22 protein-coding genes and 1 pseudogene are annotated in these 26,228 nt (G+C 63.3%); 9 read left to right on the plus strand and 14 right to left on the minus strand.

Features of this window, described 5'->3' with window-relative positions; genetic code table 11:
- Positions 1–242: 242 nt before the first annotated feature.
- The 3 genes from J2R78_RS36420 to J2R78_RS36430 all read right to left on the minus strand — a co-directional run bounded on the left by J2R78_RS36420 (position 243) and on the right by J2R78_RS36430 (position 1,696).
- Positions 243–491: a hypothetical protein gene (locus J2R78_RS36420; RefSeq protein WP_253636035.1), complete on the minus strand. Its 249-nt coding sequence runs from the start codon at positions 489–491 to the stop codon at positions 243–245.
- 491 nt (positions 492–982) lie between these two features.
- On the minus strand, positions 983–1,369 hold the full coding sequence (locus tag J2R78_RS36425) for a hypothetical protein (RefSeq protein WP_253608608.1): 387 nt from the start codon (positions 1,367–1,369) through the stop codon (positions 983–985).
- An 18-nt stretch (positions 1,370–1,387) separates the two neighbouring features.
- Positions 1,388–1,696 carry a helix-turn-helix domain-containing protein gene (locus J2R78_RS36430; protein WP_253608609.1) on the minus strand — a complete coding sequence of 103 codons (309 nt, stop codon included), beginning with the start codon at positions 1,694–1,696 and terminating at the stop codon, positions 1,388–1,390.
- Between the two features lie 820 nt (positions 1,697–2,516).
- Between J2R78_RS36430 and J2R78_RS36435 the strand changes: the two genes are divergently transcribed.
- Genes J2R78_RS36435 through J2R78_RS36445 form a run of 3 tightly spaced genes read left to right on the plus strand, consistent with a single transcriptional unit; the run spans position 2,517 to position 4,066 of the window.
- Positions 2,517–3,254 (plus strand): hypothetical protein, encoded by a 738-nt coding sequence (locus J2R78_RS36435; RefSeq protein ID WP_253608610.1) that lies wholly within the window; start codon positions 2,517–2,519, stop codon positions 3,252–3,254.
- 15 nt (positions 3,255–3,269) lie between these two features.
- Positions 3,270–3,701, plus strand: coding sequence for a hypothetical protein (locus J2R78_RS36440; protein ID WP_253608611.1), 432 nt, complete (start codon positions 3,270–3,272; stop codon positions 3,699–3,701).
- On the plus strand, positions 3,698–4,066 hold the full coding sequence (locus tag J2R78_RS36445; protein WP_253608612.1) for a hypothetical protein: 369 nt from the start codon (positions 3,698–3,700) through the stop codon (positions 4,064–4,066). Before J2R78_RS36440 ends, J2R78_RS36445 begins: the two co-directional genes overlap by 4 nt.
- Positions 4,067–4,480: 414 nt before the next feature.
- On the opposite strand, the gene J2R78_RS36450 is transcribed toward J2R78_RS36445, so the two are convergent.
- Together J2R78_RS36450 and J2R78_RS36455 are read right to left on the minus strand one after the other, a co-directional pair.
- The gene (locus tag J2R78_RS36450; RefSeq protein ID WP_253608613.1) at positions 4,481–4,816 is read right to left on the minus strand and encodes a peptidase inhibitor family I36 protein; all 336 of its coding nucleotides are present in this window, start codon (positions 4,814–4,816) and stop codon (positions 4,481–4,483) included.
- A gap of 496 nt (positions 4,817–5,312) precedes the next feature.
- Positions 5,313–6,575 (minus strand): integrase arm-type DNA-binding domain-containing protein, encoded by a 1,263-nt coding sequence (locus tag J2R78_RS36455; RefSeq protein WP_253608614.1) that lies wholly within the window; start codon positions 6,573–6,575, stop codon positions 5,313–5,315.
- A 475-nt stretch (positions 6,576–7,050) separates the two neighbouring features.
- Here J2R78_RS36455 and J2R78_RS36460 point away from each other — a divergent pair, with 475 nt between their 5' ends.
- Entirely contained in the window at positions 7,051–7,605 is a 555-nt protein-coding gene (locus J2R78_RS36460; protein ID WP_253608615.1) for an SGNH/GDSL hydrolase family protein, read from the plus strand.
- 7 nt (positions 7,606–7,612) lie between these two features.
- Here J2R78_RS36460 and J2R78_RS36465 read toward each other — a convergent pair whose 3' ends face one another.
- Positions 7,613–8,533 (minus strand): alpha/beta fold hydrolase, encoded by a 921-nt coding sequence (locus J2R78_RS36465; protein WP_253608616.1) that lies wholly within the window; start codon positions 8,531–8,533, stop codon positions 7,613–7,615.
- Between the two features lie 151 nt (positions 8,534–8,684).
- On the opposite strand from J2R78_RS36465, the gene J2R78_RS36470 reads away from it, so the two are divergent.
- On the plus strand, positions 8,685–9,143 hold the full coding sequence (locus J2R78_RS36470; protein ID WP_253608617.1) for a helix-turn-helix domain-containing protein: 459 nt from the start codon (positions 8,685–8,687) through the stop codon (positions 9,141–9,143).
- An 84-nt stretch (positions 9,144–9,227) separates the two neighbouring features.
- Positions 9,228–9,395 carry a hypothetical protein gene (locus J2R78_RS36475; RefSeq protein WP_016847764.1) on the plus strand — a complete coding sequence of 56 codons (168 nt, stop codon included), beginning with the start codon at positions 9,228–9,230 and terminating at the stop codon, positions 9,393–9,395.
- A gap of 12 nt (positions 9,396–9,407) precedes the next feature.
- Here J2R78_RS36475 and J2R78_RS36480 read toward each other — a convergent pair.
- Positions 9,408–10,226: pseudogene (locus J2R78_RS36480) on the minus strand (aminoglycoside phosphotransferase family protein).
- 201 nt (positions 10,227–10,427) lie between these two features.
- Here J2R78_RS36480 and J2R78_RS36485 point away from each other — a divergent pair.
- Entirely contained in the window at positions 10,428–10,685 is a 258-nt protein-coding gene (locus J2R78_RS36485) for a hypothetical protein (RefSeq protein ID WP_028340659.1), read from the plus strand.
- A gap of 18 nt (positions 10,686–10,703) precedes the next feature.
- Here the strand turns inward: J2R78_RS36485 and J2R78_RS36490 are convergent, their stop codons facing one another.
- The 5 genes from J2R78_RS36490 to J2R78_RS36510 all read right to left on the minus strand — a co-directional run bounded on the left by J2R78_RS36490 (position 10,704) and on the right by J2R78_RS36510 (position 22,783).
- The gene (locus J2R78_RS36490; RefSeq protein ID WP_253608618.1) at positions 10,704–12,047 is read right to left on the minus strand and encodes a sorbosone dehydrogenase family protein; all 1,344 of its coding nucleotides are present in this window, start codon (positions 12,045–12,047) and stop codon (positions 10,704–10,706) included.
- An 80-nt stretch (positions 12,048–12,127) separates the two neighbouring features.
- Positions 12,128–13,741, minus strand: a complete 1,614-nt coding sequence (locus J2R78_RS36495) for a DHA2 family efflux MFS transporter permease subunit (protein WP_253608619.1) — start codon at positions 13,739–13,741, stop codon at positions 12,128–12,130.
- Positions 13,738–14,895, minus strand: a complete 1,158-nt coding sequence (locus J2R78_RS36500) for an HlyD family secretion protein (RefSeq protein ID WP_253608620.1) — start codon at positions 14,893–14,895, stop codon at positions 13,738–13,740. Before J2R78_RS36500 ends, J2R78_RS36495 begins: the two co-directional genes overlap by 4 nt.
- Positions 14,896–14,979: 84 nt before the next feature.
- Complete coding sequence (locus J2R78_RS36505) at positions 14,980–16,476, minus strand: sensor histidine kinase (RefSeq protein WP_225162188.1); 1,497 nt, start codon at positions 16,474–16,476, stop codon at positions 14,980–14,982.
- A 16-nt stretch (positions 16,477–16,492) separates the two neighbouring features.
- Complete coding sequence (locus J2R78_RS36510) at positions 16,493–22,783, minus strand: HAMP domain-containing protein (protein WP_253608621.1); 6,291 nt, start codon at positions 22,781–22,783, stop codon at positions 16,493–16,495.
- 273 nt (positions 22,784–23,056) lie between these two features.
- On the opposite strand from J2R78_RS36510, the gene J2R78_RS36520 reads away from it, so the two are divergent.
- On the plus strand, positions 23,057–25,045 hold the full coding sequence (locus tag J2R78_RS36520; protein WP_309145030.1) for a PAS domain S-box protein: 1,989 nt from the start codon (positions 23,057–23,059) through the stop codon (positions 25,043–25,045).
- Positions 25,046–25,221: 176 nt separating this feature from the next.
- Here J2R78_RS36520 and J2R78_RS36525 read toward each other — a convergent pair whose 3' ends face one another.
- The gene (locus J2R78_RS36525; RefSeq protein ID WP_225646739.1) at positions 25,222–25,404 is read right to left on the minus strand and encodes a hypothetical protein; all 183 of its coding nucleotides are present in this window, start codon (positions 25,402–25,404) and stop codon (positions 25,222–25,224) included.
- 169 nt (positions 25,405–25,573) lie between these two features.
- Positions 25,574–25,885 (minus strand): hypothetical protein, encoded by a 312-nt coding sequence (locus J2R78_RS36530; RefSeq protein ID WP_253608622.1) that lies wholly within the window; start codon positions 25,883–25,885, stop codon positions 25,574–25,576.
- A 61-nt stretch (positions 25,886–25,946) separates the two neighbouring features.
- Between J2R78_RS36530 and J2R78_RS36535 the strand changes: the two genes are divergently transcribed.
- The gene (locus J2R78_RS36535; protein ID WP_026192767.1) at positions 25,947–26,147 is read left to right on the plus strand and encodes a DUF3072 domain-containing protein; all 201 of its coding nucleotides are present in this window, start codon (positions 25,947–25,949) and stop codon (positions 26,145–26,147) included.
- The last annotated feature ends 81 nt before the right edge of the window (positions 26,148–26,228 follow it).

The raw sequence follows: 26,228 nt of genomic DNA on the forward strand, positions 1-26,228 counted from the left end.
AGTCGCAAAATGAGACGCGGTTCTCTTCCTGTTCTCGCTCCAATGCCGAATACTTGACTGAGAGCACCCGGTGATGTTGGGGCACTCATTGGGGCATGCGCGCCGCTACGACAGGATTGTTGATCGGTTTCAGTGACGTGGGATTGCCAATTGGCGGAGAAGAGATCCGACAAAGTGGCTTTGGTGCGACCCTCGCCCTCCCCCGCTCGGCCGGCGCCTCTGACTCAGTCTGCAATCCTTCCTCATCGATCGAGCTCTCCACTGGGATGGAGATGGCGGACTTCGCTCGCAGCACCGTGTGACATTCTCCGTCGCTCCTCTCGATCTCTGATCCGCGCGCGCACGCGGTTTCTCTTCTGCTCGATCAATTGATTTGGTGTCTTGTGCAGTATCGCCTTGACGCCTGTTTGGTTTTTCCACTCGGCGAGCGCTTCGTTGGCACGGCGCTTGAGCGCGAAACTCTCGCTTGATTGCTCAACTCTCTTCCTCATCTCCAAAAACCCCTTCCTATCTCGATCGTTTTGTTCGCGAAGCGAACAGAACCCGGAACACACCTCGCCCAGCTCAGGACGAAGTGCCGTTTACGCACCTGATCTACGAGCCACGGCTTTTAACCGTCGCCCCGGGGTCGCTCTGTCGGGGCTCTCGCTGCCTCATGCGGCGGCGGGACATGCGCAGCCGATCAGGCAGCCGCGCCGTCCGTGCTGCTCAGCAGTTGTGCCGGCAGCGTCCAAACTAATTTCTGTGGCGTGAGTGACCCGCAACAACCCTGGCTAGGCTCGCAGGGCTCATCCCGATAGACGGGCTGGCCTATGGCGGCCGAATGGAAAGTTGCTGTGAGGGAGCGAGCTTGCGACGAACGTGCGCGGTGTCTATAAGTGAGGCACGTGGTCCGAACTCTGTCCGCCAAGACAAATTTCGATCGGATCATTTGAGCCGGGACGCTTCACACGTCGCCGGCTCTTTTCTTTCTAGGTGCCGGCTACCGGCGCGGCCTTCCCTTCCTCCAATCTACGAAACGCTTTGCCTCCTCAGAGATCACGGACGCGACTGGCTTGCGCTCCATCTCCTGCGAGGTAATGGCTTTTCTGAGCTTGTGGCGAGGCGGCGGCTCACCGTCTACACGACGGTACGAGTAAGCCGGCAACGTGGCTAGGATCGCAGCGGCAGCCGGATCGACGGTGCCGCAGCGATACTGGACGACATCGAGCAACATCTGGTGGGTGCGGACCGCGTACCGACCACGCCACGCTCCATCATCGCTCAGCTGTTCGATCGACCACGCTGCGCACCTCCACGCGCCTTCGTCGTGGAGCAGCATTACGCGCCAATTCGCGTTGAGCTGCGCGACAAGATTGCTGTCCGTCACGATTTCACTCGGCTGCGACTAAGCGCGTTTGGGTTCATATCGCGGCAATTCTCCCAGCCAGCGCTGAAGATCTTCCCGCAGTATGAGTGTCTTTTTGCCGAGCTTGCGTGCGCGCAGAGCGCCTGAATCGGCTGCCTTGTAAAGCGAGTTGCGCCCTACCCTCGCAATCAAACAAGCTTCGTCGATCGTGTACGCCAACGGCTCTACCTGCTCTGGCGCTAGGGGAGCGATCTGCCGCGATACAAAGGGTTTCTCTTCGCCGCGCTCGTGAGCGCGCTGCCGCGATGTGCGTGGCTTTCTCGTGGACGGTTGAACGCCGCGCGGCATGACTAGCAAGTCTCCATTGGGGCGCTCGGCCGACCAAGCCACACGCGCCGTGGTTCGCTACTTTTTCGCGAAACCGAGACCCCAATGGAAGTCGGGACGGATGTCGCGCGTACCCCCGTTGGTCACGAGGAAATCTCGATCGTGATCAGTCGACAACGGCGTCTACGCGTCAATCTGAATTTTGCACGTACAGACTCGCGCTTGGCTGTACGAATCCGGTTGCTGAAAAATCAAATGCTTAGCGTCACGTCGTGAGATTTTGACGCGCTATCACTTTCTGTTGAAAACTCTGGCCGTCTTGTCGCCGGTCATCGTTCACTCCATGCAGCGCAATGGGCCGCTGTCCTCGCCAGCAATCGCAATCGCGCTCACGGGCGCTAGGGCAGCTGTTAGGACAGTGTCGAGGGCGCAGCGACGATCACTGCAAAAACACTGCCTTCACGCGTCTTGTGTGGCGGACAGCATTTCCGCTTCGCAGTTCGGACAGTGGCCCGCTGCGCTGTGGCTAGGATACGCAGCGGGCCACCGCGATCGACGTCGCGTACATCCGGCGGCCGTCATCTCGACTCAAAAGATCGCCCGCCGGTATGGGACGGCGGGCGATCTCAACACAGAGGACTGGCGGTCACGATCAGCAACGATCGAGGAGACCGCATTGATGATCGCACGATCTCGAAGCGTGCACAACATCGGCGCGAGCACAGGGTAACAAGCGAAGTTATTCACGGAGAAAGTCGCGCGCGATCGCGACATGCTGTAGATTTTGAAATCGCAGGGACTGTCACAACGCGATCGACATCAACACAAGAGGACTAAAAAGATGTCAGGCGAAAATGAAACTATCGATCTCGATAAGGTGCTCACCGCGCTTACCGCGCTCGGAGATGCATTCTCCGCTCACACCGCGAAGGTCGATGCACGACTCGAGGATATCGAAAAACGCTGCGATGCTGTCCTCAAGTCGCGGGACGTGGGCGGCCGGATGGACGGAGGCGATGATCGTGTAATGGCTGAAAGGGTCGCGGCCGACGCAGTGGGTCATGGGGAGTTCGCGGCTTTGGCGTCGCGTGTAGGCCAGCTTCATGACCGCATGTATCGCAAGACGGACGTGGACAAGCTCGCGGAGACGCAATCGCGCTGTGACAGCGTTTTCCGGGCTCTGGGCGGCCCGGCAGAGCCGCCGATGAACGGTGAGAACCACGTCGACTATGAAATTCGCCTGCACCGCCAATTGCAGAAGCACAGCGCGCGGTGGAAAGGCGCCGACCTGAGATCCTTGAGCAACGATCAGCAGGTGCTTTCGAACGTGTGCGCTGACATCCGTGCGGATGCGTTGCAGGCCGGTCTCAATCCGCCTGATCTGAAGCCGTTCGAACATCGCATGATCACCGAACATTTGCCCACGGGTCATCTCCTGCGTCGCTTCGTCGGCAACGGCACGATCTACGCGCAAATGGCTCGGCGGCCCATGCGGGTGCGTTCGTTCGGCGCCGATGACCGGTATGGCCGGTCGGCTGGCGGCTCCGTCTACGCGCACGGCGCATCCGGCCCCGCGTAAAAACGCCGAAGCGGAATGGCCGCCTTGCGTAAAAACGCGAAGAGAACGCGGGGTCGTCCGTTCGCCGTCGGCAATGCCGGCCGACCGAAAGGTGCACGAAACAAGACGACGGTCATGGCTGAGGCGCTGCTCAGCCAGGACATCGAGTCCGTGGTCGGCAAGGTCGTCTCAAAAGCGAAGCGCGGAGACATGCAGGCGGCCCGATTGATCTTGGACCGCATCATGCCGCCGCGCCGGGGCCGCACCGTGCGGTTTCCGTTACCGAAGCTGGAAACGCCAGCCGATGTCGTTAGCGCGCTGGCGACCGTCACAAAGGCGATGGCAGCGGGTCAGCTCTCGCCGGCTGAGGCAGTAGAGGTTGCCGGCGTGATCGAAATGCAGCGGCGCGCGATCGAAACGCAGCAGTTGGAGACCAGACTGCATGCACTGGAGGACCGATTTAGATGACCAGCGAACTCATCCGCCGTCTTGAGGCATTGGAGCGCCGCATGAATGCGGAGCGACCTTCAGACACGTTGCCGCGCGGTGGCCCGCTTCGCGTCGTGATCATTCACGGATGTCTGCCGCCGGGCGAACCGCTCTTTGCTGCAGCGGGCGAGCACGAATGGCTGCGCGAGCCGGGAGAAGACCTTGACGCATTCGCTGATCGGGCGCGCGCGGCCGCGCTGGAGCTGAAAGAGCCGCTGCTGGTGATTGGCGGCCTGCCGGCGACGCAGGCGCAACAGGATCTAGCAATGGCCGCCTATGACGCGTGGCTACTCACCGACGACGGTGTACCGCCATGCGAGCCATCGCGTGGGATGGCTCGATGACGGCCCCTTCGAGGAAGCGCCAGACAGCTGGGTGCGACGACCGGCGGCTTCACCGGTTCGGCGACGTCGGACCGGCGATTGAGGCTGACGACTGGAAGCCGCGCATCTGCGGAAACCCTGAAGAGAGCCTAGCGGCGGCGTTCCTCGCGATGGGCAGAGACTACGGGGAACCGTTGTCCGCAGATATGCACGCCGTGTTCACAGAACTGCGCGTCGTGCTCACAGCTCCGGCCGCTCACTCCAATCGCGATGCTAGGGCCTGCGCTGGGGCACGCGCGCCCATCAGCCGAGATTGTTGATTGATTTCAGCGACCTTAGGTTTCCGATGTGGCGGACGAAGCGTCCGCCGCCACACGTCCGGATACGACAGAGAGGTATCGCAAACTATTCACGCCCTGCGCCCTAAACTTACAGTTAGGTTTCGCGGGGCGCGTCGACCAATTCTACTTGGACCATCGATTCACCTAGAGGTGCAGCAACCTTTAGCTTGAATGACCTGATGCGATTGGCCCAATTGCCGCCACCTGGTAAATTCGACAGGTCATCGCATCCGCCGGCCGTTACGAGCGTAACCGAATTTCCGCCGTAGTTTGGCTGGTCGTAGAGAATTGCCGGGATCGCTTCGCGAAGGATAGAGAGACTCTCGGCTTTCGCATCGATCTCGGCAGGTAGTGTTGGCATATCTGTACCGAATGACTTGCTGTAGCCCTCTCCGTTCTTCCCATCAAATAATAGAATACCGCGAGGCATATCTTCCTCCTGCATTTGTAAAGTGCGGAGCTATCAAATGCTGCTGCACCCAGTAACGACGAAAGAGTAGTTATCTCCTCCGACGCTTGTGCATGCATTGATTATGGCGCGCTCGCCTGCGTTCAGGTCATAAGTGTCGTTCCTGAAAAACGATCCATTTTTGTCGATCCGAACGGTGGCTCTTCTTCTTCCATTGCTAGAATTGTTTTGTACCCACGGTTGCCGACCAAAATTGCCGCAAGTCCCATCGTATTCTATGGAACAGTCCATCCGATCCTCCTCAGATGCTACTGGCAGGCCAATACTGTCAACCCGGACAGGGCGCCTACCCTTCCGCTGTTGGATACCAATTAATTTGACGATAATGATGGATAGTACGACAGCGCGACTGCTATCGTAAATTGTACACATTGTCGCGGACCCGCACCCGCCGCACGACCACATTGGAGCAGTGGGAGCTAGCCCACCTCGATCTCCAAGCGCGACCAGAGCTTTGTTAGACGCTCATTTGCTTGCCACTAAACTGCACCACCTTGCTAGCCTTCGGCGTTGAGCAAAACATCGCCCAAGCTTCCATCAGCTTGCGCCGCTTCTCAAACAGATCGCCCCGCCGATACGCGGCTTCCACCTTGCTTTCGATCACGTGGGCGAGCGCAGCCTCGCAAACCTCTCTGCTAAAGTTGGTGCACTCGGAAGCCCAATCTCTGAATGAACTACGGAAACCGTGCGGCGTCGCGTCTTCGATCTTCATGCGCCGAAGCATCATCTCCAAAGCCATCCCAGACAGCGGCTTCTTGGCTTTCTGGCCCGGGAAGACATGCTCACCGACTCGGACCTCATGGAGCGTCCTCAAGATCGCTACCGCGCGCTTTGGTAGCGGCACCCGATGCTCGATGCCTCCCTTCATCCGCTGCGGCGGCACAGTCCACACGCCGCGATCGAGATCAATTTCTTCCCAGCGTGCGCCCAGCGCCTCCCCTGATCGCGCTGCGGTGAGGATCGCAAATTCGAGAGCACGCGCCGCGACAGCTTCGCGGGTCTTCAAATCGCTCATGAAGGTGGGGACACTCGCATAGGACATCGCCGCGTGATGGCCGCGCGTCAGCTTGGACTGCTTCGGCAAAAGATGGTCCAAGTGCCCGCGCCAACGCGCCGGGTTTTCGCCAGAACGCAGTCCTTGTGCCTTGGCCGCATCCAAAACCTTTTCGATCCGGCCGCGAAGACGAGACGCGGTTTCCGGCTTGCTTTGCCAGATCGGCTTCAGAACTTCGAGCACGTCATTTGTGGTAACGGCGTCGACCGCCATCGGTCGAAGCGGCTTGCAATAATCAAATTCGGTTTCCGTGCCGTCCGGCGCTTTGCCGAGCAGCGTCATTCTCCACTGCGAGGCATGCTTCTCGTTGCGCCATGACGGCCGCATGGCCTCAAATAGCTGGCCAGCACATTCACCGAATGTGACGCCTTCCTGAGGCCGCCTAGCGCCTTTTGGATTGACACCCTTCGCGATCAGCGCGCGCGCCTCGCTGGCAAGATCTCGGGCGCGGGCAAGTGTCACGTCATCCGCTTTCGGTGGGCTTGATACCCGAGCCGAGCCAAGCCCGATCTCCGTCGGCTTGCCACGCCAACGATACAGGAAGACCCAGCGCCGGCCGCCATTCGGCGAGATCGAAAGATAGAGGCCGCCGCCATCCGCATGCCGGCCGAATTCCTTGATCGTTGCGACTGATCTCGCGTTGAGCCTGTTGATTTCCCGAGCCACCGTTCTGCTCCCTGCCCTACTTCGTGCCCTAGCAATTGCGCGGGATTGTAGGAGAGGACAGCAAATAGCGAAAGACAGGCGTAACGAGAAACCCCTATGAAATGGGCACTTCTTCAAACAACGAGGGATGCACAAAAACGTTGGTAACAGTTAGTACGAAGGACACCCCTTCCGCCATTGCTTTCGATTGGGCGCTGTCCAGCCGGGTTCGGAGCTGAGACCAAAGCGGCCGCGATAGCCAACCACCAGATGGCCGCAACGAAGGTAACGGGTTGTGCGCCGCCGTATCCGGCCACCTCCCGCAGGACGTGATCCGCAGAAAGTGATCGCTCCGGCGTTGTGCGGGTGTTTCCGAATATTGCTCGGGCTGGAGCCGCGATGATAGCTCTGAGGAGCAATGCGTCGCGCACTACCTTGGGTTTTGGCCGTTACTTTTCTGATTGGTTTTGTCGCTTCCTTTGCGGAGCTGCAGAGGATGCGCAACCGCTTCGGCGAAGTGTCTCAGCACGCCTTTCACGATCATGCAGCTGTGCGCGAATTCATGATACGCGCTGCGCTCGCCGACGCGCCGGCGCCGATCGTCGTGCTTGGCGACAGCATCACCGAAATGGCCCCGCTGCCCCGGCAGCTCTGCGGACGTCCGGTCGTCAATGCCGGAGTTGGCGGTCAGACCATCGCGGAGGCAAAGCAGCTCGCCGGGCGCGTGCTGCAGGACCAGGGCGCGTTCTTGCTCGTCCTCGCGGTCGGCGCGAACGACGCCGGATCGCCAACGGCGCAACGCGACTTCGCCAACCTCATCGAGACCGTCAAGTCGCTGTCGACGCGGCCATTGGTGGCCATCGCCGTCGCAGCTGACGAATCGACCAACCGGGCGATCGAAGCCGCCGCAGTTGCGCGTGGCGTTCGGTTCATCGATGCGCATCTGCCGCCCGGCGCGAAAATGGCCGACGGTATTCATTTCACCGCGGCCGCCTACAAGGCCTGGGTGCCGGCACTTGAGGCTGCGATCTCGGCGGAATGCACGATGTGACGCGTAGTCACGTCTGCCGCATGAACTCCGCAATCAGGCCGGCGATTTCCCCAGGCGCATCCTCGAAGCAGTAATGCCCGACGCCGGCAAGGCGCCTGACCGGCGCCGTCGGGAAGATTGCGGAAAACAGCGGCAGGAAATGCTCCGCGCGCAGCGTGCGGTCCGCCTCGCCCCAGATCGCGAGCGCAGGCTTGCTGCGGATCAAGCGGTCGGCGGCGGGATCGGGCGTCTGGAATTGATGCGCGCCGGTCGCAAAGCCCTTGGCCCAGCCGATCGCACCGAGGCAGTCCGCCGGACGGGCGAAGTGCGCGCCGTAGGCGGCGAGCCAGGCGTCCGTGATGACGGCGTTGTTCTCGAATCCGTTGAGCTTCAGCGTGCTCAAAATGTTGAAGCCGAGCTGTCCGAGAACCGGCTCGAGGTCGCCGCTCGCCTCGGCCTTTGCGATCCATTGAAACCACGGCGAGACCTGCGCGTTGGCGGCGACGCGATCGAACAGATCGCTCTGCCCGAACGGCGTTGGCCCATTGGCGGAGACGATGCGGCGGATCCGGCCCGGATGCCGGGCCGCCAGCCCCATGCCGACCGGGCCGCCGAAATCATGCATGACGAGCGTGATGTCGGTGAGATCGAGCGCGCGGACCAGCGCTTCGAGATTGTCGACATGGTCCTGCAGCCAATAGCTGCGATGCGCCGGCGTCGCGCTCTTGCCAAAACCCATGTGATCCGGAACGACCACCCGGTGCGTCGCACTGAGGCCCTGCACGAGGTGGCGGAACAGATAGCCCCAGCTTGGTTCGCCGTGCAGGCAAAGCACCACCTCGCCGTCCCGCGGACCTTCGTCGACATAATGCATCTGAAAGCCCGGCGCCGCGCTGAAATGCGGTGCGAAAGGAAAGGTGCCGTCGAACGCGGCGTCGGCTTGGATCATGGTGGACCTCGAGAGGTTTTAATTTGCAACCATCGTGTATCGCTTGAGGTTTTACTTTGCAACCAATATATCGAAACCACGATCGGGTGGTTTTCCGGCCGCGGCACTGAGCGCCCGATCACCGCCCAGGGAATGAGTGTTGAGGATCACGATGGCCAAGCGAGTGAGCCACAGGGACTCGATGTGCGGCGTTGCCCGGCCGCTGGATGCGATCGGCGACTGGTGGTCGCTGCTGATTGTCCGCGATGCGTTCGACGGGCTGCGCCGCTTCGGCGAATTTCAGAAGAGCCTCGGGCTTGCCAAGAACATCCTCTCGGCCCGGCTCCGCAACCTCCTGGCGCACGGCATCATGGAGACGGTGCCCGCAAGCGACGGCAGTCCTTACCAGGAATATGTGCTGACCGAAAAGGGACGCGGCCTCTTCCCGCTCCTCGTGGCGCTCCGGCAGTGGGGTGAGGATTTCTTCTTTGAACCCGATGAGGCGCATGTGCTGCTGGTCGACCGCAAGAACGGGCTGCCAGTACGACGGCTCGAGTTGCGCGCGCAGGATGGACGCGTCGTTGGCGCGGAGGACACGATGGTGCGGCTGCCGCCGGCTTCACTTGAGTGAGAAGCGAGCGTGTCGCGCGCGCCGTCGACAGCAACCGGATGTTAACCCCGCGTGCCGCAGCATCCGCGCGTGGAGGTTCGACCAATGCAGACATTCCGGATTTCGCTGAGCGATGGGACGCGGCAATTCCACACCGCGATTCAGGCGCCGGACCCCGCTTCCGCGCGCATCAAGGCCGCCTATTTCTTCGATATCTCGAAGTGGCGGATTCTGAGCGTGTCGCTGAGTGGAGCCAGCGCCGCGGCGGCGTAGTCGCTGCGCGCCCTATGCTATCCGGTCGAGTTCGGCGGCGGCGAGCTGTGCGATCGTAAGGTCGATTTCGGCGAGCGGATCGTCATCCCCCAGAAACCATGCAGCCGACAAGCCGGTCCAGGCCACGATCCATGACAACAGGCGCCGGCGATCCAGCCGCGCGGCTTCAACGACGATGTCGAGCCGCCGCGCAAAGCGTCCGGGTTCGGTCGCGACCGGCCGTCTCGGATCCGCAAGATCCGGATTGGTGAAGATGTTGGCGAAGTCGAAGCCGCGCTCGCCGACAAGATGCTTCGGATCGATCGCAAGCCAGCCGCGCGCGCCGAAGTCGAGCACGTTGTCATGGTGCAGGTCGCCATGCAGGACCACGATCTCACGCTGATCGCCCAGCAGAGCTTCGGCAACTTCCGCCGATCGGTTCAGAATGCCGCCATGCGCCCTCGCCGCGGGCCACAACTCACGAAACCAGTGCGTCAGCGGCGTCAGATCCGGCCGCGGCTTCGCTCTCTCGGCGTGAAGCCGATCGGCCGTTGCACAGAGAATCCTGCAGGCCTCGTCGTCCCGGCCGGTTCGCGCCATTTCGCTGAGCGAAGCCGATCCCGTCGCCCTCTCGAGCAGAAGGGCGTCGCCGTCACGGGCAAGAACCCGCGCCGCGCCTTCGCCGTCCCACCACTCCATCACGACGGCACCGAGGCGTTCGTCCGGCTCGTGCGAGAGCTTGAGCATGGCCGGCTCCCCATGCCGGCGCACCGGCAGCAACCGTGCGGCGTGCGTCACGATCGGGTCGCCGTCGGGGACAAGACTCTAGGCCGAGAGATAGGGAGCGAACATTTGGGTGGACTGACCGGGGACGAAGAAGCGAGCCTCGTGGTTCTAATCATTGCTTCCGCGCGCTGCCACGCCGGTTCCCTGCGGCGCATCGTGGCAGGGTCACGCGAACCGGTTCCCCGCTGCCCTGCCCATGTTGGCTGATGACAGCCCCCACCCATCTCGCGCTACAATGTCGCAGCCGGTGCTACGGAGGGTGTGGCGATGCCGCGAAAGGGAATTACCGGACACGACGAATGGGTGGTCACGGAGGCCCTGGCCACAGCGCTGGTGGCGCTCGAACAGCTGCCGTCAAAGCATCAGCCGCGCGCGCATATGGAGGATGTCCGAAAAATCCTGACCGCCAGATGTGAGGCCGGCGCCGTCACGCTGCATCTTGCGCAGGCCAAGTGCCGGTTGTTTCCCGACACCGATCCCCTGACCATCTATGAGGAGTATGGCCTCAAGGACGGACTCGGCTAGCGCGCGCCGCCTGCAGCGCTAGTCGCGGCTGACGCGCCAGATCGTGCCGTTGCCGTCTTCGGAGACCAGCAGTGCGCCGTCGCGCGCGACCGTCACACCGACCGGACGGCCCCAGACCTCATTGTCGCCGATGACGAAGCCGGTGACGAAATCCTCGTACTCGCCGGTCGGCACGCCGTCCTTCAGCCTGATGCGAATGACCTTGTAGCCGGTGCGCTTCGACCGATTCCACGAGCCGTGTTCGGCGGCAAACGCATCGCCGCGATATTCCGGCGGAAAACTGCTGCCGGTGTAGAAGGTCAGGCCAAGCGACGCCGAGTGGGCCTGCAACAACACGTCGGGGACCGTCACCTTGTCCTTCAGGTCGGGCCGCGCGCCGGCATGCGCGGGGTCTTCGTTGCCGCCGATGTAATACCAGGGCCAGCCATAGAACGCGCCTTCGCGGACCCGTGTCACGTAGTCGGGCACGAGGTTGTCGCCGCGGCCATCGCGCTCGTTGGTCGAGCACCACGGCGTACCGCTTCCCGGCTGGATCGCAAGCCCGACGCAGTTGCGGATCCCCGTGGCAAACAGCTTCTGGTTCTTGCCGTCAGGATCGAAGGCGAGCACGGCGGCGCGATCGGTCTCGTCGCCCCAGGCCGCGCCGAGCGCATGGTCGCGGCTCCAGGCCTCGATGCCTTTCGGCGGGCGACCCAGCCCCTCGCCTGCGTTGCCGGCGGAGCCGACCGACACCAGCATCCGCTTGTCGTCCGGCGTGAACACGATATCACGCGTGGAATGGCCGTAGCCGGGCGGCAGCCGGGCGACGATCGTCTCGGGTTTTCCCGACGCCTTGAGATCGCCGTTACGGTAGCCAAAGCGCACGACGCTGTCGGTGTTGGCGACATAGAGCCATTGCGGATTGTCACCGCTCGGAAAGAACGCGATGCCGAACGGCTGGTTCAAGCCGGTTGCGTAGATTTCATTGGTCGCAGGCCTAGTGGCGCCGTCGGCGCTGCGCAGGATACGAATGCGGCCCGAGCCGGTTTCCACCACGAAGATATCGCCATTGGGCGCGGTCCGGATGATCCGCGGGCCGCTGAGCCCGCTCGCAAACAGTTCGACCTTGAACCCTGCCGGCACCTGCGGCGTGGCCGATGCAGGTCTCGGCATGACGCGCGGAAACTTGCTGCTCGACGCCGTTGCCCCGGGCTTGGGCAAGTCCTGCGGTGTGATCAGGCGCACCGTGCCCGGCTTGTCGCGTTGCCAGTCGCCGAAGGCTTCCGCGCCTTTCAGCACGGGCTCGGCGCCCGACCGCGTGATGCTGATCGCCGCGAGGAAGACGACCGACAGACCCGCACCGGCAAGACTCGTCCTGGGCATATGCTCCTCGCGCGATTTCCCTTCGGCCACGCCGTTCATAGCGCGGTTCGGCCGCTCCCGCGTTCACAATGTCGTCTGCTCTAATGTCCCTTCGGTGGCGCCGTCAGATCGACCGGTTTGATGATCAGCGCCAGCGGGATCATCACGAGGCCGATGATCGAGAGCATCCAGAACACGTCGATATAGGCGAGCAGGTCGACCTGCCGCTGCAAGGTCTGGCCGACCCAGGCGACCGCCTGGGACGCGGCGTCCGATGCGTTCGACCCCTGCGCCTGAAAGAAGCGCGTCATCGTGTCGATGGTCTGCTGATACCCGATGTCGGACGGCGCGGCATGCTCGACCAGCCGGCTCTGGTGGAATTGCTGGCGTTGCGCCAGCGCGGTCTGAGCGAGTGCGACGCCCATCGACCCGCCGATATTGCGCGCGACGTTGATCAGCGCCGAGGCCTGGTTGGTCTTATCCGGCGGCACGCCGTCATATGACGCTGTCGTGACCGGCAAGAACAGGAACGGAAGCCCGGCGGAGAGAAAGATGCGTGCGAGCGCGGCATAGCCATAGGTGATGTCGCCGTTCAGTCCCGTCAGGTGCCACATCGAGAATGCAACGATACAGCCGCCGATCGCGATCAGATATTTCGGCTGAACGCGACTGACGAGATGGCCCACCACCGGCATCAAGATCAGCGTGACGACGCCGCCGGGCGACAGTGCGAGCCCGGCAAGCAGCGCAGTATAGTTCAGCTCGGTCTGCAACAGCTGCGGCAGGAGCTGCGTCGACGAGATCAGCACCGCGCCGGTGCACAGCATCACCAGGAAGCACGATCCGAACTGGCGACGTCCCAGCAGGCGGAGATCGACGATCGGGTCCTTGCGCGTCAGCTCCCAGGGGATCAGCGCGATCAGGCAAATCGCCGAGGCCAGCGCGAAGCCGACGATCATGTTGGACCCGAACCAGTCCTTGCGCTGGCCTTCGTCGAGCACGAATTCGAGCGAACCGAGCCCGATCGCGACCAGTACGAAGCCGATGTAGTCGACGCGCAGGCCGTCCTTGAGGAGCTGCTTGCGCTCCTGCTCGGCGCCGGACGGCTCCTTGACCAGCGTCCCGACCAGGACCAGCGAGAGCAAGCCCATCGGCACGTTGATCAGGAAGATCCAGTGCCAGCTATAGGTGTCGGTGATCCAGCCGCCGAGCGTCGGCCCGACCACGGGAGCAACCACCACCGCGACGCCGTAGATCGCGAACGCCTGGCCACGCTTGGCCGGCGGAAAGGAGTCGGCGAGGATCGCCTGCTCGCTCGTCGCCATCCCGCCGCCGCCAAGGCCCTGGATGATCCGGAACAGAACCAGCGCCTCCAGGCTCCAGGCAAGCCCGCACAGCAGGGACGCGAACGCGAAGGTGCCGACGCAGATCATGTAGAAGCGCTTGCGGCCGATCACGGTCGAGAGCCAGCCCGAGATCGACAGCACGATCGCGTTGGCGACCAGATAGCTGGTGATGACATAGGTGCTCTCGTCGATGCCGACCGCCAGGCCGCCCGCGATATGGCGCAAGGCCACATTGGCGATCGTGGTGTCCAGCACCTCCATGAACGTCGCGATCGAGACGACGAAGGCAATCAGGTAGGGATTATGTCCGCCGGCAGCCGAACGCTCCGGCGACCAGGCTGCGCCGCCGCCTGCCGCAACGTCGCTCATCGCACCCTGGTCCAGGGCACGACCGACATGCCCGGCCCGATCGGAAGGTCATTCGGCCAATTGTCGATCACGATCTTCACGGGAACGCGCTGCACGACCTTGACGAAATTGCCGGTGGCGTTCTCCGCCGGCAGCAGGCTGAACGCAGTGCCCGAACCCGGCTGAACCGAAGCCACGCGGCCGGTGAGCTTGCGCCCCGGATAGGCATCGATCCTGATCTCGACCGGCTGGCCCGGCCGCATGTCCGTCAGCTGCGTTTCCTTGTAGTTGGCGGTGATCCAGACCTCGTCAGGAACGAACATCATGACGCTCTGGGCCGGTGCCACATAGGTGCCGACCGCGCCGCTCAGCTTGACGACGCGTCCGGATTGCGCCGCGACGATACTTGTATATTGCAGGTTCAATTTGGCCTGATCGAGCTGTGCCCGCGCCTGCTCCAGCGATGCCTTGCTGCTCTTGAGCTGAGCCTCGAGCGTCTTGACGCCGAGCTCCGCGGCAGTCACTGCCGTCCTGGCGCGGCTGGCATTGGCCTGCTGGGCGTCGAGATCCGAGCGGGTCTGCTGCTGCCGCTGCACCGTGCCCGCGCCCTTCTCGACGAGGTTCTGGGCGCGCTCCGCCTCCTCCCGCGCGAACTTCAATTGCGCCTCGGCCTGTTGCTGCTGCGCCTTGGCTTCCTTGATCTGCTCCTGCTGACTGTCGATCTGGGCCTCGACATTGGCGATATTGGCCTCTGCGACCGCGACCTGCGCGCTGGCCTGATCGACTGATATCTTGTAGTCGCGCTCATCGATCCTCGCGAGGAGATCGCCGGCATTGACGTGCTGGTTGTCGGTGACGGGGACCTCGACGACATAGCCGCCGACCTTCGCCGCCACCGCAAAGCTGCGTGCGGCCACGAACGCGTCATCGATCGATTCATAGTGACGCACGTTGAGCCAATAGCTCACGCCACCGATGATCGCGAGCAGGAGCAGACAGGCGCCGACTGTGGCAAGCAGCCAGTGCTCGCGCAGCCGGTCGCGCATCGATGGCTTGCGCTCGGTTTCCCGCTCTGGCGAGGATGCGCTGTCGGGTCGCGATCCTTGCTCGGGATTGCGCTTGGGCTGCCGCGGCTTCTCCCCGGACGGCCCGCGCTCTCGGGTTTGGGCATCCACGGTAGCACCTCAAGCCACGAATGGAGCGATCAAGCCCCGTTAACCGCAGCGTCCGGCGCTTGGTTCCTGTTCGGGTGGGATGCGCTACACGGCCCTGGAACTGACCATGGGCTGGCGCTGCTCGGCCGTCGACAAATCGCGGTAGGCCGCGGGCTCTCCTGCCAGCGCCTTGAGCGGAACCGTGAGCCGGCACACCAGGCCCTCGGTGCGCCAATCGAAGTCGGCGCGGCCGCCGAGCTGGGTCTCGATGCTGGCGATGACGCTTCTCGTACCGAAACCCCTCTGCTTCGGCTTGGTCACGGGAGGTCCGCCGGATTCCACCCAGGCCAGGATCAACGTTTCGTCGTGCAGTTCCCAAGTGATCGCAAGCCGGCCCGACAGCACCGACAGGCTACCGTATTTGGCGGAGTTGGTGACGAGCTCATGCAGCGCCAGCGCCAAGGTCTGCGCGGTCGCGGGCTGCAACTGCACCTCTTCGCCATCGATCTGGATCTGTCCGGCTTCCGAATACGGCGCGATCTCCTCGGTGACCAGCCGCCGGATTTCGGCGCCCTGCCAGCTCGACAGCGACAACACGGTGTGCACGCGTGCCAGCGCCGTGATGCGGCCTTCGACCGCCCGCACATAGGCGGTCACGTTCTGCGCGCGCGTCAGGCGCACGATCGATTGCGCCAGCGCGAGCGCGTTCTTGGCGCGATGGTCGACCTCGCGGGTCAACAGGCTCTGCCGCTCCTCGGCCTTCTTGCGATCGGTGATGTCGACGGTGACGCCGCTCACCCGTACCACCTTGCCGTTGCGGTCGCTGGTGGCCGCGGCTGTGCCGACGCACCAGCGCACCTCGCCGTCCGGCCGCATGACGCGGAATTCGGTTTCATAGGACGTCTGGCCCTTGCCGAAGCCGGTCCAGGCTTGTCGGAGGTGCTCGACATCGTCGGGATGAAACAGCGCCTGTATATTGTCGGAGGTGAGCTTGAAGGATTTCGGGTCGACGCCGAAGATCTTGTATTGCCCCTCGTCCCACATCCAGTCGCCGTTGACCCAATCCCAGTCCCACGAGCCCATCTTGCCGGCCGCAATCGCCATGCTGCGGCGCGCCTCGCTTTCGACCAGCCGCGTGGTCGATTGCTCGAGCTCGGCAGTGCGTGCGCGCACGCGGTCCTCGAGCTCCGCGTTGAGGCGTTCGAGCTGCCGTGTCTTGCGGTAGAGCTCGGCGAACACGCGGATCTTTGCCCGCAGCACCTCGGGCACGACGGGCACCGGCACGTAATCGACCGCGCCCATCTCGTAGCCGCGGAGCCGGTCGATATCGCTGACCTGGATCGCCGAGATGAAGATCATCGCGGTCTTCTGGAAGCGCGGATGGTCGCGGATCATCGCCGCGAGCTCGAAGCCGTCGAGCTCCGGCATGCAGACGTCGACCAGGATGACTGCGACTTCGTTCTTGAGGAGGAACTCCAGCGCCTCGCGGCCCGACGACGCGGCTACCAGCGTCTCGCCGAGCTCCTTCAGGATGACCTCATAGGCCAGCAGCTTCGCCGGCTGGTCATCGACCAGAAGGATGTTTACCTTTTCGTGGTCCATCATGTTCGATCGCCGATCAGCGGTGCAGCCACATGCGGATCGCCAGCAGCAGTTGCTCGGTGTTCACGGGTTTCGCCAGATAGTCGGACGCGCCTGCCTCCAGGCATTTCTCTCGATCGCCTTTCATCGCCTTCGCGGTCAGCGCGATGATCGGCAGCCGCGCGAAGGCGGGGTTTTGCCGGATGGCGCCGATGGTCTGGTAACCGTCCATCTGCGGCATCATGATGTCCATCAGCACGATAGCAATCTTGGGATTGGATTCGACCAGCGAGATGGCCTCGTGACCGGTTGTCGCAGTCAACACCTTCATACCTCGCCGCTCCAACACGCTCGAGAGCGCGAAGATGTTGCGGGCATCGTCGTCGACCAGCAGTGCGGTCTTGCCAATAAGATCCTCGTCGGAGCTATTGAGCTTCTCCAGCATCCTCTGTTTTTCGACGGGCAATTCCGTGATCACACGGTGCAGGAACAGTGACGTTTCGTCGAGCAGACGCTCCGGCGATTCCACGCCCTTGACGACGATGCTGCGCGCCATCGTGTGCAGTTCCGCGTCTTCTTCAGCTGAAAGTTCCCGGCCCGTAAACACGACAACGGGAATATTGGAGAGCGTCTCGTCCTTGCGGATCTGATCCAGCACCTCGAAACCGCTCATGTCGGGCAGGCGCAGGTCGAGCACGACGCAGTCGCACGGATTTTCGCGCATCGTTGAGAGCGCCCCTGCCCCGGTACCGCTGGTCACGATCTCGATATCCTCGTGCCCGAGCAGTTCGGTAATGCTGAGCTGCTCAGCCGCATTGTCCTCCACGATCAGCAGGCGCTTGCGGCGTGGTCTGGCGTATTCCTTGATCTGCGACAGCGCAGCGCTGACGCCTTCCGTCGTCGTCGGCTTGTTGACGAAGGAGAACGCGCCGCGCGCCAGCGCGTGCTGCCGGTCCTCGTCGAGCGTGATGATCTGAACCGGAATGTGACGGGTCAGCGGATTGTGCTTGAGCTGGCTCAGCACCGTCCAACCCAGCATGTCGGGCAGGAAGACGTCGAGCGACACCGCGCTCGGCTGGAACTGCTTGGCCAGATCCAGCGCTTCGGCGCCGCGGCTTGCGACCAGCACCTTGAAGCCCTTGTCGCGCGCCAGATCGATCAGCACCCGCGCATAATGCGGATCGTCCTCGACGATCAGCAGGATGGTGTCGCCGGGCTCGAGATCGAGCCGGTCGTCGGGAAGCTGCTCGATCACACGCTCCTGCGCGCCTGACACCTGCAGCGCCGGCGCCGGCGTATGCGGCATCGCTATCGGTCGAGCCTGCGGGCGCAGCGCCACCGAGGGGCCGGCATATTTCAGCGGCAGATAGAGCGTGAAGGTCGAGCCCTTGCCCGTCGCACTGCGCAGATGGATCTCGCCGCCGAGCAGACCCGCGAGCTCACGGCTGATGGCCAGTCCAAGGCCGGTGCCGCCATATTTGCGGCTGGTGCCGGCGTCGGCCTGCTGGAACGCCTCGAAGATCAGCTTCTGCTTGTCTTGCGGAATGCCGATGCCGCTATCCGAAACCTCGAACGCAACGACCGCGGGCGCCGCATTGAGGATCGGATGCTCCACACTCCAGCCGCCGAGCGCGGCCGACACGGTCAGGCTGACGCCGCCTTCCGCAGTGAACTTGAACGCATTCGACAACAGGTTCTTGAGCACCTGCTGCAGCCGCTTAGAGTCGGTGACCATGCTGCGCGCAAGATTGGCGTCGACATCGATGCTGAACGAGAGATGCCGGTTCTCCGCCTCGTGCCGGAACGGCCGTCCGACGGTCTCGAGCAGGCTCGATGTCAAAATCTCCTCGGCGTCGACCGTCACCGTGCCGGACTCGATCTTGGAGAGATCGAGGATGTCGCTGATCAGGTTCAACAGGTCGGTGCCGGCGCCGTGAATGGTGCGGGCAAACTCGACCTGCTTGCCGGTCAGATTGCCGTCGGGATTTTCGGTGAGCTGCTGGCCCAGGATCAGGATCGAGTTCAGCGGTGTCCGCAATTCGTGCGACATGTTGGCGAGGAATTCGGATTTGTACTTCGAAGTCAGCGACAGCTCGGTCGCCTTCTCTTCCAGCGCGCGCCGCGCCTGCTCGATTTCCTGGTTCTTGCGCTCGACGTCGACATTGCGTTCGGCAAGCTGCTGGGCCTTCTGCTCCAGCTGATCGTTGGTCTGCTGCAATTCCTTCTGCTGGGTCTGCAACTCGCCGGCGAGCTGTTGCGACTGCTTGAGCAGCGCCTCGGTCTGCATCGTCGCCTCGATGCTGTTGAGCACGATGCCGATACTGTCGGTCAACTGTTCGAGGAAGGTGATCTGCGAGGTCGTGAACGAGGAGATCGAGGACAGCTCGATCACCGCCTTGACCTGGTTCTCGAACTGCACCGGAAACACGACGAGGTTCTTCGGCATGATCCGCATCAAGGCCGAATTGATCGGCACCGCATCGCCGGGAATTTCGGAGACGAGACGCTGGCGCTTGTCGAGCGCGCATTGGCCGATCAATCCCTCGCCGAACTGGACGATCTGCGGATGCGGATTGCTGCTGTCGCTGGCATAGGCCGACAACAGGCGCAACTGCGCATTCTCGGGATTGTCGACCTGGTAGATCACGCCCATATGCGCATTGATCAGCGGCGCAAGCTCGGTCAGCAGCAGCCGGCCGACGGTCGCAAGATCGCGCTGGCCCTGCAGCATGTTGGTGAAGCGCGCCAGATTGGTCTTCAGCCAGTCCTGTTCGGTGTTGCGCTCCGTGGTGAGACGGAGGTTGCCGATCATCGTGTTGATATTGTCCTTGAGCTCGGCGACCTCGCCGCGGACGTCGACCTGGATCGAGCGCGTCAGGTCGCCCTTGGTCACGGCGGTCGCCACTTCCGCGATCGCGCGCACCTGCGAGGTCAGGTTGGCCGCGAGCAGGTTGACGTTGCCGGTGAGATCCTTCCAGGTGCCGGCCGCGCCGGGCACGTTGGCCTGACCGCCAAGCCGTCCCTCGACGCCTACCTCGCGCGCCACGCTGGTGACCTGTTCGGCGAAGGTCGCAAGCGTCTCGGTCATGTTGTTGATGGTGTCGGCGAGCGCGGCCACCTCGCCCTTCGATTTCACCGTCAGGTTCTGCTTCAGATCGCCGTTGGCGACCGCGGTCACCACCTTGACGATGCCGCGCACCTGCTCGGTCAGGTTTACCGCCATGACGTTGACGGTGTCGGTGAGGTCCTTCCAGGTGCCGGCAACGCCGCGCACCTCGGCCTGGCCGCCGAGCTTGCCCTCGGTGCCGACCTCGCGCGCCACGCGCGTCACCTCGCCCGCGAAAGCGTTGAGCTGGTCGACCATGGTGTTGATGGTGTTCTTGAGCTCGAGGATTTCGCCCTTCACGTCGACCGTGATCTTGCGCGACAGGTCGCCGCGCGCCACCGCGGTGGTGACTTCGGCGATGTTGCGCACCTGGGTGGTCAGGTTCGCCGCCAGCAGGTTGACGTTGTCGGTGAGGTCCTTCCAGGTGCCGCCGACGCCGGGCACCACGGCCTGGCCACCGAGCCGTCCCTCGGTGCCGACCTCGCGCGCCACCCGCGTCACTTCGGCGGCGAACGAGCGCAGCTGCTCGACCATCGTGTTCAGGGTGTCCTTGAGCAGCAGGATCTCGCCGCGCACGTCCACGGTGATCTTCTTCGACAGGTCGCCGCCGGCGATCGCGCTCGCGACCTCGGCGATGTTGCGGACCTGCGCGGTCAGGTTCGACGCCATGAAGTTGACGTTGTCGGTCAAATCCTTCCAGGTGCCGGCGACGCCGGGCACTTCGGCCTGGCCGCCGAGCTTGCCCTCGGTGCCGACCTCGCGCGCCACGCGCGTCACCTCGCCCGCAAACGCATTGAGCTGGTCCACCATCGTGTTGATGGTGTTCTTGAGCTCGAGGATTTCGCCCTTCACGTCGACGGTGATCTTGCGCGACAGGTCGCCGCGCGCCACGGCGGTCGTCACCTCGGCGATGTTGCGGACCTGCGCGGTGAGGTTGCCGGCCATCGAGTTGACGTTATCGGTCAAGTCCTTCCAGGTGCCGGCGACGCCGGGCACGTTGGCCTGGCCGCCGAGGCTGCCGTCGGTGCCGACCTCGCGCGCCACGCGCGTCACCTCGCCCGCGAAGCGGTTGAGCTGGTCGACCATCGTGTTCAGCGTTTGCTTCAGCTGAAGGATCTCGCCGCGCACGTCGACGGTGATCTTGCGCGACAGATCGCCACCGGCGATCGCGGTCGCGACCTCGGCGATGTTACGCACCTGCGCCGTGAGATTGCCGGCCATCGAGTTGACACTGTCCGTCAGGTCCTTCCAGGTGCCGGCGACGCCGGGCACCTCGGCCTGGCCGCCGAGCTTGCCGTCGGTACCGACCTCGCGCGCCACGCGCGTCACCTCGCCGGCAAACGCGTTGAGCTGGTCCACCATGGTGTTCAGCGTTTCCTTCAGCTGAAGGATTTCGCCCGACACGTTCACCGTGATCTTCTTCGACAGGTCGCCCTTCGCCACCGCGGTCGCGACCTCAGCGATGTTGCGGACCTGCGCGGTCAGGTTCGAGGCCATCGAGTTGACGCTGTCGGTGAGATCCTTCCAGGTGCCGGCGACGCCGCGCACCTCGGCCTGGCCGCCGAGCTTGCCTTCAGTGCCGACCTCGCGCGCCACGCGCGTCACCTCGCCCGCGAACGCGTTGAGCTGATCGACCATCGTGTTGATGGTGTCCTTCAGCTCGAGGATTTCGCCGCGCACGTCGACCGTGATCTTCTTGGAGAGGTCGCCGCCCGCGACCGCCGTCGTCACGGCGGCGATGTTGCGCACCTGCGCCGTCAGGTTCGACGCCATGAAGTTGACGTTGTCGGTCAGATCCTTCCAGGTGCCGGCGACGCCGAGCACGTTGGCCTGGCCGCCGAGCTTGCCTTCGGTGCCGACCTCGCGCGCCACGCGCGTCACTTCGGACGCGAACGCGTTGAGCTGGTCCACCATCGTGTTCAGCGTTTCCTTCAGCTGAAGGATCTCGCCCGACACGTTGACCGTGATCTTCTTCGAGAGGTCGCCGCCGGCGATCGCGGTCGCGACGTCGGCGATGTTGCGGACCTGCGCGGTCAGGTTCGATGCCATGAAGTTGACGTTGTCGGTCAGGTCCTTCCAGGTGCCGGCGACGCCGGGCACCTGGGCCTGGCCGCCGAGCTTGCCTTCGGTGCCGACCTCGCGCGCCACACGCGTCACTTCCGACGCGAACGAGTTGAGCTGGTCCACCATCGTGTTGATGGTGTCCTTCAGCTCCAAAATCTCGCCGCTGACGTCGACCGTGATCTTGCGCGACAGGTCGCCGCGCGCCACGGCCGTGGTCACGTTGGCGATGTTGCGTACCTGGGCGGTCAGGTTGCCGCACATCGCGTTCACGGAGTCGGTGAGGTCCTTCCAGGTACCGGCGACGCCGGGCACGATCGCCTGGCCGCCGAGCTTGCCGTCGGTGCCGACCTCGCGCGCCACGCGCGTCACTTCGGAGGCGAACGAACGCAGCTGATCGACCATCGTATTGATGGCTTCCTTCAGCTGCAGGATCTCGCCGCGAACGTCGACCGTGATCTTCTTGGACAGGTCGCCGTTGGCGACCGCGATCGTCACCTCGGCGATGTTGCGGACCTGGCCGGTCAAATTGTTGGCCATCGAGTTGACGCTCTCGGTCAGGTCCTTCCAGACGCCGGTCACTTCCGGCACCTGGGCCTGGCCGCCGAGCTTGCCCTCGGTGCCGACTTCGCGCGCCACGCGCGTGACCTCCGAGGTGAACACCGAGAGCTGCTTGATCATCGTGTTGACGATGTTCGCCGACTGCAGGAATTCGCCGCGCAGCGGCCGGCCCTCGACGTCGAGCTGCACGGTCTGCAGCAGGTCGCCTTGCGCCACCGCAGCGACCGCGCGGGTGACCTCGCGGGTCGGCCACAGCAGATCATCGATCAGCGTGTTGACCGAGCTCTCCATATCGGCCCAGGCGCCACTGGCGAGGCCGAAATTGACGCGCTGGCGGGTCTGTCCCTCGCGGCCGACGACCTGGCCGACGCGCGCCAATTGCTGCGCCATGCGCTCGTTGGCGGCTGCGATTTCGTTGAAGGCGTCCGCGATCTTGCCGTCGATGCCGAGATAGTCGCCACGCATCCGGACCGAGAAGTCGCCGGCGCGCATCGCCTGCAGCGATTGCAGCAGGTCATGCGAAGAATCGAGGCTTCCGTTTGATTGCTGGCTGCGGCGCGTATCAGCACGGGGACGAGGCGACGAACCGAGATCGGTCATGTAATTTCCCCTACGCGCTGGCTGCGAATCCAGAGACTCGGAAAAGCCAGTGTGACCATAAGAATGACTGCCCTTGATCTATTCAAGCGGGAAAACGCCAAAACCGCAATTTGTGACGCAAACCGAGTACCTTAATCGCGATTGGAACCAAAAGTTCCGACCGTTGGCCGAACTTTTCCGAAGAACGACGGAGCCGGCCCTGATCGCCCGGTCCTCGTGCTCGCATGGAACATTGACCATCCCCGCGCGTTTCGGGCGGGGGCAGGATCGGTGATGGTTAAGAAATCAGAACAACCCAAACGGGGCATCGTCGAGAGCCGGCACGATCGTCGGCCGGTCGCTGGCGGCGTGGTCGACTACGCCATTTGCATGCTCGGCCCCGATGGCCGGGTCATCAACTGGAACAAGGGCGCCGAGCGCATCACGGGCTATCCGGCCAAGGCGATCCTCGGCCAGCACTTCTCGGTCTTCTATCCTGCCGAGGATCGCGCATCCGGCGTTCCGGCGAGAGCGCTGCAGATGGCGCGGAAGGAAAGGCACTCAGCGGCCGAAGGCTGGTCTGTCCGCAAGGACGGGTCGCAATTCTACGCCGCTGTGGTCATCGATCCGATCTACGAGAAGCGCAAGCTCGTCGGCTACGCAATGGTCACCCGCGACATCACCGAGCGGCGTCAGGCACGCGCGGATCTCGAGGCCAGCGAAAGCCAGTTCCGCCTGCTGGTGAGCAATGTCACCGACTACGCGCTCTATATGCTGACGCCGGCCGGCATCGTCGCCAATTGGAACGCCGGCGGCGAGCGCATCAAGGGCTATTCGCCCGGCGAAATCATCGGCCAGCACTTCTCGCGGTTCTATACGCCGGCCGACCAGGCTGCCGGCAAACCCGCCCATGCGCTCAAGATCGCGGAAGAGACCGGGCATTACGTGGAGGAAGGCTGGCGGGTCCGCAAGGACGGTTCGTTCTTCTGGGCGAGCGTCGTGATCGATCCGATCCGCGATACCGACGGCAGCCTGGTCGGCTTCGCCAAGATCACCCGGGATATTTCCGAGCGGCGCGACGCGCATCAGAAGCTCGAACAGGTGCAGCGTCAGCTTGCGGAATCGCAAAAGATGGATGCGCTCGGCCAACTGACCGGCGGCGTCGCGCACGACTTCAACAACCTGCTGATGATCATCTCCGGCAATCTGCACCGGATCAAGCGCGAGGTGATGAGCGAACGGGGGACGCTTGCACTCGGCGCGATCGAAACCGCATCTGAGCGTGCCGCGTCCCTGACCAGGCAGCTCCTCACCTTCGCGCGTCGGCAGAGTGTCAATCCGCAGACCATCAACGTCGCTGACAGGATCACCGCGGTGCGAGAGGTTTTGACCAGCGCGCTCGGCGGCGCGATCAAGCTGAACATGGAGATCGGACCGGATCTCTGGCCGATCTTCGTCGATCCGACGGAATTTGAGACCGCGCTGATCAACCTCGTGGTCAATGCCCGGGATGCGATGACCTGCGGCGGCACGCTGACCGTCGCGGCGCGCAATGTCCCGGAAGCCGCCCAGGTGGTCGTCAGCATTACCGACACCGGCGAAGGCATTCCCGACGATGTCATGAACAAGGTCTTTGATCCCTTCTTCACCACCAAGCCGGTCGGCAAAGGGACCGGCCTTGGGCTGTCCCAGGTTCACGGCTTCGCGCACCAGGCGGACGGACGGGTCGAGATTACGAGTGCGCTCGGCAAGGGCACGACGGTCAGCATCTATCTGCCGCGGGGGACCGCGGCCGCAAAGCGCACCGCCACGGGGCACAGCACGCCCGGCTTGGCCACGATCCTGCTGATCGAGGACAATCCTGCCGTCGCCGATGCGAGCACGGGCCTGCTCGAACAGCTCGGCTACACCGTGCGCTGGGCCCCGAACGCGGAGGCCGCCTTGTCGGAGATCGACGCCAACGGAATCGATGTGGTGTTCAGCGACATCGTCATGCCCGGCAGGATTGATGGACTGAAGCTGGCGCGCACGATCCGGGACAGAAAGCCCGAGCTGCCGATCCTGCTGACGACAGGCTACAGCGCGAGCGCGCGCGACGTGAGGTCCGACTTTCCGGTGTTACGCAAGCCGTACCACATCCACGACCTCAGCCGCGAACTCGCAAAGTTGACGGGGCACGGCGTCGGCAGCGCGACGAGCGGGCCATCCGGCAACGCTTCGAGCGAGTTCGATGCCACCGCGCATGACGTCGTGGCAAGACCAAAGGCGAAAGCCCGCTCCTAGTGTGCTGAATGCGAAGTTCGTGCGATTTCGCGGCAGCCACTTTCACGAACTTCGCATTCATAAAGCACACTAGAATCATAAGTTTGCTAGTGTCCTTATCGAATCCGAAGTTCGCTCCGAAGATGCGGCAAATGATGCGAACTTCGGATTCGGGACACTAGTTCAAAATCGAAAGGCTAGCGTTCCGCCGGCCAGCTTCGCCGCACCAATTGCACCCGCTCGATGCGGCTGCATTGCTCGCAGCGGTACTGAAGAATATCCCTGCCCTCGCTGCCCGGATGGCTGCTCTCGAGCCGCATCGTCCTGATGCAGCTGATGCAGGAGATCAGCGTCAGCAGTGGACTGCGATCGTCATTCATCGATGCCCGCGGTGGCGCGGTCGGATCGGCGATCATGGCGCTGGGCGATGCTATGGTATTGGCTCTCACCACAAGAAAATGCAGATCCTGCGGTCCGGGTTCCTTCCTTGAAACCTGATTTGGGCCTGAGCCGGTGTTCGAGGCTCCCCTCTTTGGGCGAACCGCCGGATCACACCCGGGCGTTGCTGTGGCCGGACGTAGGCTTCGCCTTGTCCTTGTCCACCTTGACCTTCGTGCCGGCGCGGTCCTCGAAGCTCCGGCTCAGCCGCTCTCGGACCGTGGGGAGACGCTCGCCGCCGCCGGCGGCTTTCCACCGGCCGACCAGTTGGGCCACTTCGGCTCGCATCGCCATCAGCCGGTACGATGCTTCACTGCAATCGAGGTCGCGGTTGACCTGATCCCGGATCGACGCCTCGATCAGGGTCATCTCAGCTCGCAACGTGCTGATCTTGCGCCGAATTTCATTGATCTTGTTGTCCATGGCTTGTTAGAACAAAAATAGAACATATTGTCAAGTCACGATCCAGCAAGCGAGGCAAGCAATGAGCGTGGCAGCGGTAAGATATGGTGGGGTTGCGGAGCGGCTTGGCGGGCTGATGACCCGTGCCCAGGCGCTGCGGTTGAGGAGCCTCGCCGAGGAGGCCTATCAGCCGAACCAGTACGCACGCGACCTGACGTCCGAGGAAGCCGAACGGCGCATCGATGCGCTGAAGGCGGAGATCGCGCTGGCGGATTCTTTCTGAACCGTCCGCTCCAGCCAGGCCGGACGTCCCCTTAAGGCTTTGATATAGCGGCGCAGCTAGGTCTGTTCCTGTTATTGCTGC

Source organism: Bradyrhizobium sp. USDA 4538 (assembly GCF_024171045.1).
In the GTDB taxonomy this organism is placed as follows: Bacteria; Pseudomonadota; Alphaproteobacteria; order Rhizobiales; family Xanthobacteraceae; genus Bradyrhizobium; species Bradyrhizobium australafricanum.